Genomic DNA, 15,243 nt, shown 5'->3' with positions numbered 1-15,243 from the left:
CATTCTGCTTTCTTTTGCCTTTTTGTAAGATTTTACCTATCAAAAATCCATCAACAAAAAACATTAAAAAAATTTTTATATATATTAGTAAAAAACCTTAGTCCAATTAGTCCAATAGTCCAATTTCTTATTTTTCAATAGTTTAAGTGCGATTTTTTGGACTAATTTACTTTTTTAAATTAGTCCAATTAGTCCAAAAATAGTCCAAAACAAAAAATAAATAGAAAAATTTTTAGTCCAAAATGCCCTTATTTTAGTCCAATTTTTGGTTATTTATTAATCCATTTTTAGATTATCTAATTGATATTATTATAAATGCATTTTTCATTGGACTAATTGGACTACTAAAAAACACTCTCCTAATATGTAAGATTTTAGTGAGTTAATACCAACAAAAAAAGCCAACCCTGTTAAGTAGATTGGCTTGTTTTATTAATTGATAAAAACTATCAAAATGGGATTGTTTTTACTCTCCTGTTTCTTCGCAATCTGGTTCTATAAGTGGAAACAACATATAGCACCTTGTCCGCTTGGTGTCGATTTTGTGCGGTAATCTTACTAACCACTTGTAAGCACCCTCCCCCCTTTTTAACATTCCCTTATCTGCTAATATTTTGCAAGCCTGTTCTTTTGAGTTGCCGTTAATCGCTTCATTAAAGGCTAATGGGTACAGATAAAAAAATTCTTCCTTGTTGTTATCTGTGATCAACACTCTATAGCCAGCAATGTCTTTAATGGGTGCTTGATTGGTTGGAGGATAAGTAATAAATCGGCTTTCTGCATTAGCTAATAACCACCCATTCACCTGCTCAATAACCTGTTTTTCTTCTCGGCTATGTAAACCAAAGATATTTACCCACTCATTAAAACAGTGTAGCAAGGCTTCCGCATTTTCTGCCTCGCTCCACTGTGTCAGGTGGTGAGCTAGCTGTAAAGCCGTTTCTAATACCGCAAATCGGTTTGATACTCGTTGCACCTGTGAGCTAACATCTTTCGGTAAACGTTGTAGCCATTTCGCTTTTATGACTTGATAGGTGCTATCTAATTCATTTTGATGTGCGGTTATCCATTTAACCCACTCTCGCCCAATAACGCCATAATTTAGCTTGCTAGCGTGGTTTAAGTGGTCGGCGTGAGCTTTACCATTACTAAACTGATAAAATTGCTTAGCTGGAGAAATAGGAACATTGAGCAAGCGGACTAATTGCCCTGCATTAGTTTTAATGCCTGCTTGTGATAAATACCCCTCTAAGTCTATTTCTCCGGTCGAGAACGCCATAATCCTCCAGCGTGAAAGTTCTCTGTTTCCGCCCTCCTTTGCACCTTGAATCTTGCCCACTCCATTAAATAAAGCGTAAGCGGTTTGCTCGATATGCTTTTTATTTGCACCTTGGCCAATTTCATCCATCACTAAAAAGCCATCATTACGGGCTGCGGCTTCATTTGTCAAGCCTAAGGACGTGGCGTTCCAGCTTACCCTTGTGATCTCGGGGTGGCCATAAATGCTATTGGCGATATTGGCGGTTGTGGTTTTCCCTGACGTTGAGCCACCAAATAAATGAACACCAAAACTATCGACGTTTAGGTGGTGGATTAATGGCGCTGATAAGGCAACCGCAACTCCTAACATCATTGACGGATTACCCCTTACATATTGAGCAATTTCTTTTTGCCAGCTGCCTAATGTGCCTTTAGTATCATATCCACTAAAACTAGAGGATTGACTGCGGAATAAGACGGGTATTTCAGGGTGTCCTATCACTTCACCATTAGGTAAGATATACGCTCCATTTTGCCAACCTGTGGCGTGGGTAACTGTCCATAAAGTGCGATTTCCAGAGTTTTGTAAATAATCGGCAAGCTCGTTCTTTAGTGAGGTATTTGTTGTTACTTTTAAGCCCCTATTTTTTAATGTTCGCCAGCCCTCGCGCTCACCTATATCACCAAGTGGCAAGGCTTCCACTACCTTTTGATAACTTCCCTCAAGTTGCCACTGTAACACTAAATAGCTTTCGTTTTCACTGCGTCCGATACCTATCACATTCACCACATCAGAAAGCCACTGCACTCGCTCATTTATTTCGCCAGTATCTTTATCTAGCTTCGGAATAATGCGATACAAGCCCTTTTTTCCGCTTTCTGTGCGTTCTTCGATATAAGGTAATAAATTATCTTTATCAGGCTTAACTGTCGTTGCTATGACTTCTTGTGTGATGATTTCGGCTGCTGTATCGCCTTTCCTTGTGCGTTCAATATAGTTGCTTAAATTCTCCACCACTTGCCCGATATTATCCTTTAAGGCGACAATTTCCGCTTCAGTCTGTTTAGCGAGATTTAACACGATAGCGGTAATTTGATTGCTGGACAGTTCCCCAAAGCGGTAAATGCCAATAACCTTTTTTTCCTTTGGTGAAATTTGTAAGGAATTAAGTTCTGTTAGTTGATCTGCTCCTAATATAATTGGCCGTTTCTTATAATCAGCTTTTATCAGTTCAGTTAATAAATGCCAGCCTTGCCCCTCGCCTTTTCCCCAGGCTTGCCACGCTTCTGACCCTGCAAGAATAATTAACTCTTCGTAAGGTTCGTTATTCTGATATTTTAAAAAAGGTGCTTTAGTGAGTTTCATCATTACCCCCTAAAAAGTAATAACTAAGGCTAATATCATTTAACGGCTTTGTTATTGGTTGTAAGAAAGGAAACACAATAGAATAGCTTTTTAATACACTTCTCGCCTCTTTTTCACTTTCCACCACCGTAAGCAAAAATTCCTTATTCAATCCCCCAATTTCAATCATTGAAACTATTGCAATACCTTTATTGAGCATTGTTTTAATCTCTAATATTTCCCCTGTTTTGCGGTAGTGTTCCACTTGATAGGCTTTTGCCCGTGCTTCGCTTTTGGCAATGCGGTCAATAATCACCAAGCTCACATCTGAAAAAATCGGTAATCTGCGGATTAATTTGAAATAGCTCATTGGGTTACCTCCGCTTTTTCTTGCTCGGTTTCGAGTGAAATCGCTTTGTATAAATCTATTAGCACGCCTTCGCTAAGCAATTTTAGGCTATTGATTAGCATTAAATCGCTGTCGCTGTATTTGGTTTCGGCATAGTTTCTTACTAGGTAAATCAAGGCTTCCAGTTCAGAAAAGCGAGCTAGCACAAATGCTTGTTTGAAATCTTGGGTAACGGTGTTTTTACGCATTGTTCACCTCCAAAATCACAAAAAACGGGGCAACTTGTGCGGTGGCTTGCTTGATACTGTCGGCATTTATGCGGACGGTATAGCGTGGGAAAGCGGAAAAATGTTTTTTGGTATTGCGTAAGTCTGAACGGCTTACGGCTTTGAATAGGTAAAGCATTGCTGATAGTCCTTTTGATAATTTTTCAAAGACTACCGCTAGACTTCTCACGGTCGGGCGGTAGAACGTAACGGGGTGAGAAACTAGCTCAAAAGGAACACTAGCCACGCTAAAAGCGTGCCTGTTACGCTCTACCATTGAGAGAAACGCAACGCAACCAAAATCGGTTAGGTTGTTTTCTTTAGGTGTGCGAACATTACGAACAAAAAAAGCACGGGTTGGCGTGCTGTTCGCCTTTTGAATATTCAGCTTCTCACGGCTGACTGTAGATTTTGCTACAGTGTTTAAAGCATAAATCTGTAATGATAATTTGTAAAGTGATCTTGTTCACATTTTTTGATTTTTTCATCAGAAAACGATCTACACATTTCTAGAATGTACAAATTATTCATCTTAATTTTTTTTGTGTTTGGCTCTGACGGTCAGAAAAAATTTTTTTCTGACAATCGTTCTACTTATATTCTACGCTCTACTTATATATCTACGATCTACGTATATATTTACGTTCTACTTATATGTCTTCCCACTGGTTTTTATGGTTATTTAGAACAGATAAAAAACCTCTTAACTCAGCCCCCTTTTTTGGGTGGAGATTTTTATCTAATAATCATCAAATCAGGTCAATTCTTTTCGCGTTCGCACTGCAAAGATTTATCTACTTCATCAATAAAATGCGAGATATTTTCTTCTTCCATTTTTTGCCAACGTGCAATATCAGGATGGCTAAAACGGAAGCGTGGGCGATAGATTGTTAAAATTTCATATTGTTTATCTGGGGTGTAAGGGATAACTAGGCGAATTGCTTTGCTGCCTATGGTGCTGTCATTCAGGCTCATTTCTTCATCGTACAATTCATCTACATCATAGTTAAAATCCTTGTTACCGTAGTAAGCAATACTGCTGTCCATTGCCGAACTGACATACGAGAAATCAGCATTGTCTGCGTGATAGTCGTTAATCCTTATCGTGAATATCAGCTCGGGCTGTTTTTTGGGGTGTTGCTTTTCTAGTAATACAATCACCTCATAAATTAATCCTAGTTGTTTTAATTGTGGGATCGTTTCCCAAAATAGCTCACTATTTTCTTGAGTGATAACGGCGTCTTGTGAGAGTAAAAAATCTTGAATAAATGAATTATAGGCTTTCTGTTCATTCGTGTTAGAAGCAGAAAGCCTTATTAGTGCATCAGTCGTATCAAAATGCGTTTTTTCTATATCCCACTCTTGAAATACGCCATTAAAGCCCCCTAATTCACTCATAGAGAGGTTTTTATAAAAAGTTAGTATAGCATTAAGATATTTAGTTTTTCGCTTTCTGTAACGTTTTCAGCGTGATTTATACGATATATAACAGAATCAACTTGATTGATACTATCGACAAATGCAACGGGCAAATTAATGTTTAGTGCCGTGTAGTTGATTTTAAATAATGTTCTTTGTGCCTGTTTTAGCCTAGAAATATAACCATTTAAAAAAAGCTCAGTCTGAAGCTGTTTGCCGGTTTCCCAGCGACAATTTAAATGCTCGCTAATTGCTTTCGCACCTGCATAGGTAATGCTAAAAGGTTGTTCTTTTGGGGTTTTGGGAATGCCGTTAGCAAAACGATTTAATACAAGCATAGCAGATAGAAGCCTAAAATCGCCTTTACTTGCAATAGATTTCAATAGAGAAAAATCAGCTTGGAAATACTGACTATTATTCTTTGTCTTTTTCTTCATACCTTTTAGCCTTTGCTTTTTGGTGATGTTAAAAGTGTAGCTACCAACTAGATTATTTGTTCAATGTGGCTGTAGTAAAAGCCGTTTTTGCTTTCTCGTTGCGTAACTCTAATCTGATATTCATTGCCTTGAAATTGAGAGACGTCAATACCGTCATAAATTTGCTCTGCTGAAAGTGGTTTGTGGTTTAGACTTTGGATGATCTCAGTTAAGTTGCTGTTAGGCTTTAGTATTGGGGTACAAGTTCGGGCTAATTTAACGCCTTGATATATTCCCTCAATAATTTCAAAGATGAATGCTATTCTTTCACCATATCCGCTTTGAACGGTCTTAACTTCAGTAAGTTTTGCGGAGTATCTACCGCTTTTGACAATATGATGTTTATTGCCTTTTACAATCATAGAAACGCTCCCGTGAGTATTTGAATATTGTTAATATTTTAACATAAACTAATATTTGCTCTAAAATAGGCTTGATAATGTTTAAAATTTTGATGAACGAAATTCATATTTTGGCTATAATTAGTTTGAGTTTTCATTATTTTTTCCTAAAAGTTAAAGTTAATCTTTGTTCTTGCCCTCCCCTTGAGGGCGTTTTTTGGGGTTCAGGTAAAGCCTCGCTTGTCTATTGCTCTTGCTTCCCCTCTTCTGTGCCATCTAAAAATAAATCTCTTAATGAGCCTAGTTTTATCGCATCATCGCTTGAGGTTAAATCCACTTTTTGGCTGAACATTCCTAAATGCTTGCCAAGTAGCTCAAGGGCTTTATTTGCTCCTGTGGGTTCAAAAATAAAGGCTTCAACGTTTACGGCGTTGGCGGTTCCCTCTTGGGCGTTTTTTATAATCGCGGTGGTGGTGATCGGCTTTTTACCCGTGCAAACCGCTAAATAGTCTTGTAGGTCAAAAATAACTTTATCCACGGTTAGGCAATGCCGTTCTTGATGTAATTGTCTAAGTTCGCTTACCCTTTCCGCGATCTTACCGTTATGCAATAATTCGCTTGCTTTGGTGTTAATGGTTTCAGACTTCATTTTTTCCGCATTGTAAGCCTGCCTATAGGCTTCGCTTGCGTTGCCTAACTCAAGATATAACTGGCAAAATTTTTCTTGTTTTGGCGTTAGTTTTTCGGTCATTGTGGTTAATCCTGTGCCTGTGAGTGTAAGGTATAAACTGCTATGCCTTTGTGTTTAACTCCTGCGTGATCCACTTCGTCCCTTGTGGTGGTGGAAATGTCATAACCTTTAGACCGCAATTCCATAATTCGTGGAGCTGGGCTACAAATTCCCATCGCCCTAAATTCTAACGTTGAGCAAGACCCCGTTTTTAATCGGTTTAATATGGCTATTCGTTGCGTGTGTAGTGAAGTGTTGCTAATTGTCATTGTTTACTCCTTAATTGCGATAAATGGCGTGATAGGGGTTACAATTACCGCTAGCTGTTGCTGCACTTTCTCAATATCCATATCAATGTAAATTAATCGCTCGTGAACAAACTCTAAAAACTGTTCTGGTGTGTCGGTGTGAGTCGTGCCATCTGTTGTATGCTTCCAACGTGGATAATTTCCCTCTGTAGCGTTTTCCACCATCGCCAATAACGTTTCAATCTGTTCTTTTGCGTCCTGTAGGGTTGGCTTATAGTCGTTCATTGTGTTGCTCCTTGTCGGTAGAAATTTAAAGCGGTTTCACTTGGGTAAGGTTCGTTATCGTCTTGTAAGCTCATAAATCGCATAATTTCGCTATTCTCTAGGTAATGCTTGATAGCGATATTAAGTAAATTCCTTTTTGCTATTTCTGCTCGCATTTTCCCCTTTCTCTATCTGGTTTATTCGGTTCGGTTTGTTGGTGGATTATTTATTAGTTTGTTGTGATAGGTATTTCTGAACATCTTCAGCAGAAAAACGGGTAGAGCTACCTAATTTAATCCGTGTTAATTTTCCAGCTTTAACAAGGCGATCTATCGTTGAGCGTGATCCTATTCCTAAATCGGTTAATTCTTTAATGCTGTAATATTTTTGAATGTGTGTTGTTTCCATAATTCCATCTCTTAATTGTGGTAGTGATACATATCAATCTAGGTTCACCCTCGTAAGTCTTGGGCTTGGTGGGGATTATGGAAAATTAAAAGAAATGAGTCATCGCAACGAAAAATAAATTTTCGCTGCAAAAATAATTAATTGATTTTTAATGATTTTATAGGGAATTGAGTATTAAGATTGGCAATTTACTTGAGTTTTTTATTTGCTTCTGCAAAATATTCTTCTATTTTTCGTTGTTCTAAGCCTTGCACCTTTCTACTGGCGTTTACTCTAGCTTGCAATATAGCGTTTATAATGTCGTTTTGAGTCCATTTTTTAGCTGGTGAGATTGGATTTTTTAATACGCTTATCATTTCACCAATTAAATATAGTGCGGTGGTTGTGTTTATGTCGCTAGAATTAGAAATAATAGTTTCATACTCCGCTCTTAAGCAACTATAAAGTTTTCGCCCTCGTTCTAGTCTTTCTTCCGCGTCATTTTGTGCCATTATTGCTTGTTGTAATCGAGAAGATAAAGATTGTATAGCTAATTCTTGATCCCTGAGAAAACTATCTTTACTAGCCAGTGAAATTTGTAATTCATTTATTTTTGCTTGTAGATTAGTATTTTCTGCTAAAAACTTCTGATACTCGTTATTCATTCGCTCATATTCTGCAATATCAATTTGCGGTCTTAGCTCTTCTTCAAAAAAAATTGTTTTAGGTCGGTCATTTGGGTAATTATCTGTAATAAATTGTTTTAAATCCTTAATCCAAAAATGCCGCCTTGCATATGCAACGTGATCGCCATTTTCGCCCCCCCTCTCCGTGTTCTCTAACGGCTCGCAAGGTTCCATTGTTAATAGCTCGGTTTAAAACTCTTGTTTTCTTTTCTAAGCAAGGAATATAAGGGTGTCTATATATGCTTTGTGAAATATTTGTCAAAAAAGGTACTTCGCCAGATAAGTCTTTAAACTCAACTCCGCACCATAATAAGGCGGCTTCTGGTAATGGTATTACTTCATAATCAATAATTGAACATTCAGGCAATGAATTATAATAAGATTGTGGCTTTGCCATAAACCGCCCCTATACGTTGCCCTATTTGTTGGTGGAAGTGCAACAGAAAAGCAAATAGGGTTACTTTCTTTTCAATGCGGTTAATTACGCCGTATCTAGTTGCACTGATTCAAGTTAAATCAGATTAAATCTGTATAACACAATATTCCATACCAGAGAAATGAAGTCAACGGCAAATACTGTAATTTTATACATTAAAAACTGTTTATTTTTACAGTGTTATTCTAATGGTGGCATTGATGATTAAATAACCTTAATAGTGGAACATTTGGCAACATAATCCGCCCATAATTGCATTATTTTTTTACGCTGTTTTAAATAGGTAGCGTGATTATAGGCTAGGCTTACATTTCCCCCTGTTTTATGTGCTAAGCAGGCTTCAGCGTGTTCGTGTATAACATTTTGTTCAGCTAAATAAGTCCTTGCTAACCCTCTTAAACCGTGTGCGGTTTGCTTACCCTGATAGCCCATTCTTTTAATCGCCACATTTGCACTACTCGGGTTCATTGGCTCGTTATTGTTGCCATATTTTGTAAACACATATTTAAATTGACCTGTTATTTCTTTCTGGCGTTGTAAAATTGCAATGGCTTGTTTAGATAATGGAATAATATGCTTTTCTCTCGCTTTCATTCTTTCAGCTGGAATAGTCCATAACTTAGCTTTAAAGTCTATTTCTCCCCATTCTGCCCCACTCGCTTCGCCTGGTCTTGTCATTGTGAGCATTTGGAAATAAATTAAATTCTTTGTTTGTGGCTCTATATGAGCTTGCTCTATAGCTTGAATAAAATCGGGTAATTCTTCGCTACTAATACGAGGATTATTCTGCTTAGAAACACGCTTGAATGTCTTTCCTATCTTTAAACAAGGATTAAATGCTATCAGTCCGCTATTGACTGCAAAATTCAAGATTTCATTAATATAACCGCATAAGCGTTGAGCCATATCAATGTTATTTCTTTCCTCAACTCGTTTAATCGGCGGAATAACAACTGTCGGCAAAATCTCATTAATTAAGTAATTCCCAATAAAAGGAAAAATATGCAATTCAAGACTACGCCAATACTTCACTAATGTTTTTAACTCAATCTCGCCTTGTTTTTTCGCTTTCCATTGTTCGGCAATAGCTAAAAAAGTTCTATGTCTGTTTAATTGCTGTTCCTGCTTTTGTTGCTCATAGTAGGCTTTAGGATCGATCTTTCTTGCTAATAATGCTAAAAACTCATTTCTAGCTGCTCTTGCTTGTGCCAATGATATTTCAGGATAACGCCCAATACTTAGATTAGTTCTCTTTTCTGTTAGAGGGTGATAGTAATTAAAAAGCCATATCTTTAAACCCGTTGGCTTTATACGTAAATAAAGACCTTTCCCATCTGCTAAGTTATATTCTTTCTCGGATGGTTTAGCTTTCTCAATTTGTGTATTGGTTAGTGGTGTTGTTAGCCTTGCCATATTTAAGATTAATCAAGTTTTAGTAACACAATTCAAAGTCTATCATTCCGTGTTACTAAATCACGATATTATATAAATCATTGTTATATATGGATTTATCTAAATTTTAGTAACACGCTATTGAGCTATTATAATTCCGTGTTACTAAATGTGTTACTAAAATCTTGGGTTATGGTGATTTATTGTGATTTAATCTGATTGATAAAAAGTGCTTTCAAGTCTTGGTATTATTGGGTTTGTGAGTTATGGTGGGTTAGTGTGATTTATTTGTTTGGTGGAGATAATCGGGATCGAACCGACGACCTTTTGAATGCCATTCAAACGCTCTCCCAACTGAGCTATATCCCCACGATCGATGTGAAACGTTGCTAATATTAATGGCACGCTGAATTGATGTCAACGAGATTTAATCAGAAACGGCAGATTTTCGTTTTTTTGCTTAAATCTCATACTTATCGCATTTCCTGATCATTAACCACAGTTATTCTGCTTATTCCAATAAAAAACTGCACCTTTTAGGGTGCAGTTTCGTCATTCATAATTCAGAATCAGAAATTAAGCCTGACCTTTAACCGCTTTTAATCCTAAGAACGGTGCCTTATCGCCTAATGCTTCTTCAATACGGATTAATTGGTTATATTTTGCAATACGGTCTGAACGGCTCATTGAACCGGTTTTGATTTGACCTGCTGCTGTACCAACTGCTAAATCTGCAATAGTTGCATCTTCGGTTTCACCTGAACGGTGAGAGATTACTGCGGTATAACCGGCTTCTTTCGCCATACGAATCGCATTTAAAGTTTCAGTTAATGAACCGATTTGGTTGAATTTGATCAAGATTGAGTTAGCGATACCTTTTTCGATTCCTTCTTTAAGGATCTTAGTGTTAGTTACGAATAAGTCATCACCAACAAGTTGGATTTTGTCACCAAGAACTTCTGTTTGGTATTTGAAGCCTTCCCAGTCTGATTCATCCTGACCATCTTCGATAGATTTGATTGGGTATTCTTCACAAAGTTTTTCAAGGTAGTGTGTGAACTCTTGAGAAGTGAATGATTTGCCTTCACCTTTCATCTCATACATACCGGTTTCTTTGTTATAGAATTCAGATGATGCACAGTCCATTGCTAAAGTAACATCTTTACCTAATACATAACCTGCTTTTTCCACAGCTTCTTTAATGCAAGCCAATGCTTCCGCATTAGAAGCCAAGTTAGGTGCGAAACCACCTTCATCACCAACTGCAGTATTTAAACCTTTCGCTTTTAATACTTTCGCTAAGTTGTGGAACACTTCAGAACCGATACGAAGTGCCTCACGTAAAGTTTTTGCCCCAACCGGTTGAATCATAAATTCTTGAATATCAACGTTATTATCTGCGTGTTCACCACCATTGATGATGTTCATCATTGGTAATGGCATTGAATATTGACCTGGAGTACCGTTTAATTCAGCAATCCACGCATAAAGTGGTAAACCTTTAGATGCTGCTGCCGCTTTTGCATTAGCAAGAGAAACCGCAAGAATCGCATTCGCACCTAATTTAGATTTGTTTTCTGTGCCGTCCAAATCGATCATAATTTGGTCGATTTCAGCTTGTTGAGTTGCATCTTTACCTAATAAAGCCGGCGCAATAACATCATTGATGTTTGAAACTGCTTTTAATACACCTTTACCTAAATAACGTGATTTATCGCCATCACGCAATTCCAATGCTTCACGTGAACCTGTTGATGCACCTGATGGAGCAGCTGCAAGACCAACGAAACCGCCTTCTAAATGCACTTCCGCTTCAACGGTTGGGTTACCACGAGAATCAATAATTTCACGGCCAAGAATTTTAACGATTTTTGCCATTTGTTTTTCCTCACATTTAAGTTAATTTTCAAAGATAGAAATCAAAAAACCGCGCTAATATTAAAACGATTTTAAAAATTTGTCTTGTAAAAAATGATGTGAACTTGATCACAATTAAGATTTTCTCACTCAACAAAAATAGAGGCTCTTTTTTTACCGTAATCGGCGATTTTTAACATTTTTGACTCTTTTCTTGTATAATGGCGACAAAATCTCAAAATAGCCTCTTTTTAAGCGCAAATTTATGTATTTTACCCAAGCTTTTTTCACATTTAACGGCAGATTGAATCGACAGGGGTTCTGGATTGGCAGTGGTATTTGTGCCAGTTTCTTATTATTGGTTGCCAATTTATTGCCTATTTCGTTGCTGTTTCAACAAAAAACTGCTGCAATTTTCGCAATATTGCCATTATTATTGATCACATACTGTTGGCTTGCGATTATCGTGAAACGCTTGCACGACCGCGGTCGCTCCGCCAAAGCACTAGCAATTCTTCTAGCGCCGATTGGCTGTTTTTTGATTGCGCCTTATAGCCAAGGTTTTATGAAATTATTATTAGGGCAACTGTTTCCGATTTTTGTATTCGCTATGCTACTGATGGAATGGGGCGTATTTGTCGGGCAAGCACAAGCTAACCGTTACGGCGATCAAGGTGAAACAATTCGATTTAAAAAAGGATAATGACAATGACAACGTTCAAACTCAATTACCATAAAACGCACTTTGTAATGAGCGCTGCTAATATTCGGCAACTTCCAGCCGATTCCGGAGTTGAAGTTGCGTTTGCCGGGCGCTCCAATGCAGGCAAATCCACTGCATTAAATACATTAGCAAACCAAAAAAATTTAGCGAAAACTTCAAAAACTCCCGGACGTACGCAATTAATCAATCTTTTTGAAGTGAGCGAAAATTGCAAAATTATTGATTTACCCGGTTATGGATACGCAGCAGTCCCGGAAAATGTAAAATTACAGTGGCAAAAATCCTTAGGTGAATATTTGCAACAACGCCAATGTTTAGGCGGCGTGGTAATTTTAATGGATATTCGTCATCCATTGAAAGATCTCGATCAACAGATGATTGAATGGGCAGTCAGCGCCAATTTGCCAATTCTCCTGCTGCTAACTAAAGCGGATAAAGTCAGCCAAAGTGAACGCAGTAAACAGGTTAGAATGGTGCGTGAAGCGATTTTACCATTTCAAGGCGATATTCAAGTTGAGGTATTTTCGTCACAAAATCGATTAGGCGTGGATAAATTGGCACAGAAACTGGATGAATGGTATTCAGTGAATAATGTTTAGCCATAAAAAAATTGTGCAACGTAGCTCGTTGCACAATCAAAAAATTACAGTAAAAATTAAGCTTTCACCGGAAAATCCCACCAAATATCAAATAATTCACTTACTTCCACTTGTTGCAATCCGTTATTTTCCAACCAAGATTTAACAAGTTGACGCTGGCTTTCATCACATTTGCCGATTTTTTCCAAACAAACCAAGCCTTCCCAATGTAAGTAGCCGCTGCCTTCGTAAGCAAGACCGTTAGGTTTAATCACTTCATTGATAAAGCGATCTACTGTTTGATCAATCTCCTCAACGGAAGTATTTTCTGCAAATTGCCAATTTACTAAAAATCCCAATTCTTGGAATTCTGCAATGTGCATTTTTTTACGCTGTCTGCGATTACGTTGATACGCCATATTTTCTCCTCAGTTACTGGTTTTTAATCATTCAACTAAAAAATTTATCTCTTAACAAAATAGAGATCCCAAACCCCGTGACCAAGCCGATGCCCACGTTGTTCAAATTTGGTTAAAGGGCGAAAATCCGGACGCGGAATAAAATCATTTGTTGCAGATGTATTTGTTAGCTCCTCTTCTTGACTCAAAACATCTAACATCTGTTCTGCATAATTTTCCCAATCGGTCGCCATATGAATAAAACCGCCGGTTTTCAATTTTTGCATCACCAACTTAAGAAATTGCGGTTGTACAATGCGGCGTTTATGATGTTTAGCTTTATGCCACGGATCAGGGAAAAACAGCTGCAAACCAGACAAACTTTGATCCGGAATATTATCCTGTAAAATTTCGATAGCATCGTGGCAAATCACTCGCAAATTACGCACCTGCTGTTCAAGCGCATAAGCGATGCAAGCACCTATTCCGGGCGTATGCACTTCAATGCCGATGTAATTATTATTCGGGTTTTGTTTCGCCATTTCTACTAACGAACTCCCCATTCCGAAACCAATTTCCAAAATCACTGGCTGATCATTATCAAAAATCTTTTTAAAATCAAACTGATCTGCTTGATGTTCTAAACCAAATTCCGACCAATTATCATTCATTGCTCTTTTTTGGGCATCACTTAAGCGACCAGTTCTTAATACAAAGCTACGAACTTTGCGTTTATAACGTCCATCTTCCGTAAATTCTGCGGTATTGACTGCTTTTCGTTTTTGTTCCGCAAGATCATTTAAATTATTCTGTTGCATAAATTTTGGGAATACATAAAGTGATAATTAAGAAAAACTGCCCTATTTTACCTGATAATCTACCAATTTTGTGATGTTTTAATTATTTTGCTTGTGCTAAACTCGCCTCCTTAATTTTTGAAGAGGTATAACCAATGTGGCAAGCCCAATCAACGCCCGCAGCGCCTTTTGCATCAAATGTACTGCACTGGTATCAAAAATATGGACGAAAAACGTTGCCGTGGCAACAGAATAAATCACTCTACGGTGTTTGGCTGTCTGAGATTATGTTACAACAAACACAAGTCACCACCGTCATTCCCTATTTCCAGCAATTTATTCAGCGTTTTCCAACCATTACTGAATTGGCAAATACGCCGATAGACGAAGTTCTACATCTTTGGACCGGGTTAGGCTATTACGCACGAGCCAGAAATTTACACAAAGCGGCACAACAAATTCGCGATCAACATCAAGGCGAATTTCCAACACAATTTGAACAGGTGTTGGCGCTGCCGGGCGTTGGTTTAAGCACCGCCGGTGCGATTCTCTCATCTTGTTTGGATGCCCCTTTCCCTATTTTAGACGGCAACGTTAAACGGGTTTTATCCCGTTGTTTTGCGATTGACGGCTGGCCGGGCGAAAAATCGGTAGAAACAAAATTATGGCAATTAAGTGCCGAAGTTACACCGAAAACGCAAGTTACTGAATTTAATCAAGCAATGATGGATATTGGTGCAATGGTCTGTACGCGCAGCAAACCGAAATGCAGTTTATGTCCGCTACAACAGCAATGTACCGCCGGAAAAGCGCAAAGTTGGGCAAATTATCCCGGTAAAAAGCCGAAAAAAACCTTGCCTGTGCGAGAACGTTATTTTTTATTATTTGTCCAACAGGGAAAAGCTTTACTGCAACAACGGCCGCATCACGGTCTATGGGGTGGGTTATACTGTTTTCCCGAAGTGGAAACTGAAGCGGAATATCAACACATTTTGCAACAATGTCATTGGCAATTATTGGAGCGGCTGCCTACATTTCGTCATACTTTCAGCCATTTTCATTTGGATATTCACCCGATAGTGGTAACAAATAACTCAACATCAACATTAGCAGTAAAAAATGTTGCGGAAACGGTGGCAAAATATGGGCAAACAGTACAAAACAACAACGAATATTGGTATGATTTAGCCGATTTTTCGCCAGCTAAAATTGGTTTGGCAACACCTGTGAAGAACTTATTAACGCAGTTAAAAGCAATTTTTAATGTAAGAAGTAATGAGGACTAATAGT

General features: G+C 37.9%; 21 protein-coding genes and 1 tRNA gene. 3 read left to right on the top strand and 19 right to left on the bottom strand.

Annotation, left to right across the window (positions count from 1 at the left end; all coding sequences use genetic code 11):
• Positions 1-466: 466 nt before the first annotated feature.
• From ACXPAV_RS10615 to eno, 17 genes are all read right to left on the bottom strand, one after another.
• Entirely contained in the window at positions 467-2,629 is a 2,163-nt protein-coding gene (locus ACXPAV_RS10615; protein ID WP_458003444.1) for a DUF927 domain-containing protein, read from the bottom strand.
• Entirely contained in the window at positions 2,613-2,975 is a 363-nt protein-coding gene (locus ACXPAV_RS10610) for a hypothetical protein (RefSeq protein WP_458003443.1), read from the bottom strand. The genes ACXPAV_RS10615 and ACXPAV_RS10610 overlap by 17 nt, the downstream gene beginning before the upstream one ends.
• Positions 2,972-3,202 carry a hypothetical protein gene (locus ACXPAV_RS10605; protein WP_458003442.1) on the bottom strand — a complete coding sequence of 77 codons (231 nt, stop codon included), beginning with the start codon at positions 3,200-3,202 and terminating at the stop codon, positions 2,972-2,974. The genes ACXPAV_RS10610 and ACXPAV_RS10605 overlap by 4 nt, the downstream gene beginning before the upstream one ends.
• Positions 3,195-3,359: a hypothetical protein gene (locus ACXPAV_RS10600; RefSeq protein ID WP_458003441.1), complete on the bottom strand. Its 165-nt coding sequence runs from the start codon at positions 3,357-3,359 to the stop codon at positions 3,195-3,197. The genes ACXPAV_RS10605 and ACXPAV_RS10600 overlap by 8 nt, the downstream gene beginning before the upstream one ends.
• Positions 3,360-3,979: 620 nt before the next feature.
• Positions 3,980-4,618 (bottom strand): hypothetical protein, encoded by a 639-nt coding sequence (locus ACXPAV_RS10595; protein WP_458003440.1) that lies wholly within the window; start codon positions 4,616-4,618, stop codon positions 3,980-3,982.
• Positions 4,619-4,638: 20 nt separating this feature from the next.
• A complete protein-coding gene (locus ACXPAV_RS10590; protein ID WP_458003439.1) occupies positions 4,639-5,076 on the bottom strand; it encodes a hypothetical protein in 438 nt (145 codons plus the stop codon).
• 47 nt (positions 5,077-5,123) lie between these two features.
• Complete coding sequence (locus ACXPAV_RS10585; protein WP_046097681.1) at positions 5,124-5,477, bottom strand: DUF669 domain-containing protein; 354 nt, start codon at positions 5,475-5,477, stop codon at positions 5,124-5,126.
• Positions 5,478-5,700: 223 nt separating this feature from the next.
• On the bottom strand, positions 5,701-6,207 hold the full coding sequence (locus tag ACXPAV_RS10580; protein WP_458003438.1) for a terminase small subunit: 507 nt from the start codon (positions 6,205-6,207) through the stop codon (positions 5,701-5,703).
• Between the two features lie 5 nt (positions 6,208-6,212).
• Complete coding sequence (locus ACXPAV_RS10575) at positions 6,213-6,455, bottom strand: helix-turn-helix domain-containing protein (RefSeq protein ID WP_458003437.1); 243 nt, start codon at positions 6,453-6,455, stop codon at positions 6,213-6,215.
• 3 nt (positions 6,456-6,458) lie between these two features.
• Entirely contained in the window at positions 6,459-6,719 is a 261-nt protein-coding gene (locus ACXPAV_RS10570; RefSeq protein ID WP_458003436.1) for a hypothetical protein, read from the bottom strand.
• Positions 6,716-6,874, bottom strand: coding sequence for a hypothetical protein (locus tag ACXPAV_RS10565; protein WP_458003435.1), 159 nt, complete (start codon positions 6,872-6,874; stop codon positions 6,716-6,718). Before ACXPAV_RS10565 ends, ACXPAV_RS10570 begins: the two co-directional genes overlap by 4 nt.
• A 46-nt stretch (positions 6,875-6,920) precedes the next feature.
• Complete coding sequence (locus ACXPAV_RS10560) at positions 6,921-7,106, bottom strand: helix-turn-helix transcriptional regulator (RefSeq protein WP_458003434.1); 186 nt, start codon at positions 7,104-7,106, stop codon at positions 6,921-6,923.
• Between the two features lie 188 nt (positions 7,107-7,294).
• On the bottom strand, positions 7,295-7,945 hold the full coding sequence (locus tag ACXPAV_RS10555; protein WP_458003433.1) for a hypothetical protein: 651 nt from the start codon (positions 7,943-7,945) through the stop codon (positions 7,295-7,297).
• The gene (locus ACXPAV_RS10550; RefSeq protein WP_458003432.1) at positions 7,857-8,168 is read right to left on the bottom strand and encodes a hypothetical protein; all 312 of its coding nucleotides are present in this window, start codon (positions 8,166-8,168) and stop codon (positions 7,857-7,859) included. Before ACXPAV_RS10550 ends, ACXPAV_RS10555 begins: the two co-directional genes overlap by 89 nt.
• A gap of 243 nt (positions 8,169-8,411) precedes the next feature.
• Entirely contained in the window at positions 8,412-9,620 is a 1,209-nt protein-coding gene (locus ACXPAV_RS10545) for a tyrosine-type recombinase/integrase (RefSeq protein ID WP_458003431.1), read from the bottom strand.
• Between the two features lie 272 nt (positions 9,621-9,892).
• A tRNA-Ala gene (locus tag ACXPAV_RS10540) sits at positions 9,893-9,968 on the bottom strand.
• A 207-nt stretch (positions 9,969-10,175) separates the two neighbouring features.
• On the bottom strand, positions 10,176-11,477 hold the full coding sequence (gene eno, locus ACXPAV_RS10535; protein WP_039134845.1) for a phosphopyruvate hydratase: 1,302 nt from the start codon (positions 11,475-11,477) through the stop codon (positions 10,176-10,178).
• Positions 11,478-11,721: 244 nt separating this feature from the next.
• Here eno and ACXPAV_RS10530 point away from each other — a divergent pair, with 244 nt between their 5' ends.
• Both ACXPAV_RS10530 and yihA read left to right on the top strand, forming a co-directional pair.
• Positions 11,722-12,159, top strand: a complete 438-nt coding sequence (locus ACXPAV_RS10530) for a DUF805 domain-containing protein (protein WP_458003430.1) — start codon at positions 11,722-11,724, stop codon at positions 12,157-12,159.
• 5 nt (positions 12,160-12,164) lie between these two features.
• Positions 12,165-12,779 carry a ribosome biogenesis GTP-binding protein YihA/YsxC gene (gene yihA, locus ACXPAV_RS10525; protein WP_458003429.1) on the top strand — a complete coding sequence of 205 codons (615 nt, stop codon included), beginning with the start codon at positions 12,165-12,167 and terminating at the stop codon, positions 12,777-12,779.
• Positions 12,780-12,835: 56 nt separating this feature from the next.
• Here yihA and ACXPAV_RS10520 read toward each other — a convergent pair whose 3' ends face one another.
• Positions 12,836-13,177 (bottom strand): YggL family protein, encoded by a 342-nt coding sequence (locus ACXPAV_RS10520; RefSeq protein WP_065230745.1) that lies wholly within the window; start codon positions 13,175-13,177, stop codon positions 12,836-12,838.
• Between the two features lie 44 nt (positions 13,178-13,221).
• Entirely contained in the window at positions 13,222-13,974 is a 753-nt protein-coding gene (gene trmB, locus ACXPAV_RS10515; RefSeq protein WP_458003428.1) for a tRNA (guanosine(46)-N7)-methyltransferase TrmB, read from the bottom strand.
• Positions 13,975-14,108: 134 nt separating this feature from the next.
• Here trmB and mutY point away from each other — a divergent pair, with 134 nt between their 5' ends.
• Positions 14,109-15,239, top strand: coding sequence for an A/G-specific adenine glycosylase (gene mutY / locus ACXPAV_RS10510; RefSeq protein ID WP_458003427.1), 1,131 nt, complete (start codon positions 14,109-14,111; stop codon positions 15,237-15,239).
• The last annotated feature ends 4 nt before the right edge of the window (positions 15,240-15,243 follow it).

Source organism: Gallibacterium sp. ZY190522, from assembly GCF_054166015.1.
This window is presented reverse-complemented; position numbering and strand designations above follow the sequence as displayed.